Here is a 2,540-nt window from a genome sequence, read left to right as displayed (position 1 = left end):
GCGCAGCCGGCGGGCGACGTCGGCGGCGTCGGACAGGAGGGCGAGCACCTCGGGGTCCCAGGCGATCGGCTCGCTGACCACGGTCACCTCGGCGAACAGCCCGTCGGGCGAGCGGCCGAGGTAGGCGATGCCGGCGCGGCCGGCCCGGAGGCGGCCGCGCAGGTGGTAGGGACCCAGCTGCCGGGGGTCACGTTCGCCCAGGGGTTCCAGCTCCATGCTCGGTGTCCTCTCGGTGGTTCGGCATCGGCCCGGCTCGGCCCGGCCCGGCCCGGCAAGGTCTGCGGTCAGAACAGCCCGTCCAGGACGGTCGACATGTCGACGGGCACCCCGCAGGTCGAGGTGTACGACTCGGTGCCCTCGGCGGCGGCCTCGCCGTCGAGCGCGATGCGGCAGGTGATGTCCTCGACGTCGCCCTGCGCGGTCAGGGCGAGGGTCTGCAGCTGTGACTCGACGGGGAGGGTGCCCGTCCAGGGCGTCACGACCTTGAACCCCTTGCCGTTGCCCTGCTGCCCCTGCTGGGTGCCACCGCCGTCGTCGGAGTCGACCACCACGGCGTTGTAGGTGACGGTCACGACCTCCCCGGGGCGCGGGGTCGTGATCCGGAGCTCCACGCTGTGCGGCGCGTCCACGGGCCCGGACCCGAGCCGCTCGCCGGTCAGGCTGTACGCCCCGCTCTCCATGGCGTCGGCGGGGACACCGTTCTGAGCGACGGTCCACCAGACGCCGGCGGTCACCACGGCGGCCCCGGTCACGGCCGCGGCGATCCACCGGCGGCGCGGCCGGCGTCCCGCTCCCCCGGACGCTCCGTCCTCTGCGGGCCGGCCGCCTTCCCCGGACCTCTCGTGGACCCCCGGGCCGACGTCGTCCCGGACGCCCTCCGGGACCGGGGCCTGGACCACCTCGGTGTCCGCGGGCACCTCACGTGCCTGCAACTCCCCCAGCTCCCGCGCACGCTCGGCGACCATCTGCCCGACGCCGGACGGCAGCCGCCACGGCGCCACGGCACCGGACGCCGGACGCAACCCGTCGAGCACCTCCGCCGTCGTCGGGCGGTCCGCCGCGACCTTGGCGAGGCAGTCCCCGACCAGACCCCGCAGCTCCGGCGGCACGTCGCCCAGGTCGGCGTCCTCGTGCACCACGCGGTAGACGATCGCCTCGGTGGGGCCGCCCCCGAAGGGCGAGCGACCCGTCGCGGCGAAGAACAGCACGCAGCCCAGCGCGAACACGTCCGACGGCGGCTCGGCCTCCCGTCCGCGCACCTGCTCCGGCGACATGTAGGCGGCGGTGCCGAGCACGTCGCCCGACGTCGTCACGGACGTCGCGTCCACGGCCCGCGCGATGCCGAAGTCGATGACACGCGGGCCGTCGGCCGTCAGCAGCACGTTGGCCGGCTTCAGGTCACGATGCACCAGGCCGGCTGCGTGGATGGCCTCCAGGCCGCCCACCAGTCCCGCGCCGAGCGCCCGGACCGCCTCGACGTCGAGCACGCCGTTCCGTGCGACGGCGTCGTGCAGCGAGGGACCGGGCACGTAGGCGGTGGCCATCCAGGGCCGGTCGGCGTAGGCGTCGGCGTCGACCACCTCGGCGGTGTGATAGCCGCCGACGAGCCGGGCGGCCTCCACCTCGCGGGCGAACCGCACGCGGAACTCGTCACCCCCGGCCAGGCCCGGGTGGATCACCTTGACCGCGACGACGCGCCCGGCGCGGGAGCGGCCCACGTACACCTGGCCCATGCCGCCGGCGGCCAGCCGGCCCAGCAGACGGTACGGGCCCGCCTGCGCGGGGTCGCCCGCGCGCAGTGCCTCGATCACGGGCGGGCCCCGGATCCTCGTGAGGGGCGGCGCATCAGCCGTTTCCGCCGTTGTCGCCGTACTCGTCCAGCAGCTCCTGGAGCTCCTCCTGCTGCTGTTTCACGTCGGCCGAGTCGGGCAGGTCCGCGTCGTCCAGCCGTTCCTGGACCTCCTGGTAGTACTCCTCGCGGGCCTTCTCCTGCTGCTCCCCCACCTCGCCCTCCATCTCGTCGATCTTCGCCTGGAGCTCCTCGGGGAGGCGGGCGCAGAAGACCGCCAGCGACCCGCTGGCCTCCGCCACGACCTCGCCGTCGACCAGGATCCGGCAGCCCACCGCTACGTCGCGGGACGCGTCCACGTCGTACAGCGACCCGGACTGGGCGTTCAGCTTGAGGTGGCTCTCGTCGACGGTCCCCCGCACGGTGAACGACTTGCTCCACGGCACGTCCACCTCGGTGTACATCGCTTCCAGGTCCGTCTCGAGGTAACCCTCGCTCTGGAACGTGTCCCCGAGGCCGAGCGGACCCATCATCCCGTCGTACCGCACCTCCACGGGGCTCTTCTCGAGGTCCTTGCCCGTGGCGGTCACCTCGAGCGTGACCTCGTGCGTCTCGTCGGGCACCGTCAGGCTCATGTTGCCGACCGACGACGGTGCCGGTCCGGCCTGCGCGCCTCCCCCGGCTTCCCCGCCGAACCCCCTGGTGAGCGAGAACGCGCCCGCGACGCCGACCACGACGGCCGCCACGCCGA

3 protein-coding genes are annotated in these 2,540 nt (G+C 74.3%); all 3 read right to left on the bottom strand.

Annotation, left to right across the window (positions count from 1 at the left end; translation table 11 throughout):
• A partial coding sequence (locus PROKR_RS34390) for a hypothetical protein (protein ID WP_036962503.1) occupies positions 1-216 on the bottom strand: 216 nt, incomplete at its 3' end.
• A 68-nt stretch (positions 217-284) separates the two neighbouring features.
• Complete coding sequence (locus PROKR_RS36885) at positions 285-1,811, bottom strand: serine/threonine-protein kinase (RefSeq protein WP_051432826.1); 1,527 nt, start codon at positions 1,809-1,811, stop codon at positions 285-287.
• A 34-nt stretch (positions 1,812-1,845) separates the two neighbouring features.
• On the bottom strand, positions 1,846-2,540 hold a 695-nt coding region (locus tag PROKR_RS09435; RefSeq protein ID WP_036962499.1), incomplete at its 5' end, for a hypothetical protein.

Source organism: Promicromonospora kroppenstedtii DSM 19349, from assembly GCF_000515355.1.
Taxonomy (GTDB): domain Bacteria; phylum Actinomycetota; class Actinomycetes; order Actinomycetales; family Cellulomonadaceae; genus Promicromonospora; species Promicromonospora kroppenstedtii.
This window is presented reverse-complemented; position numbering and strand designations above follow the sequence as displayed.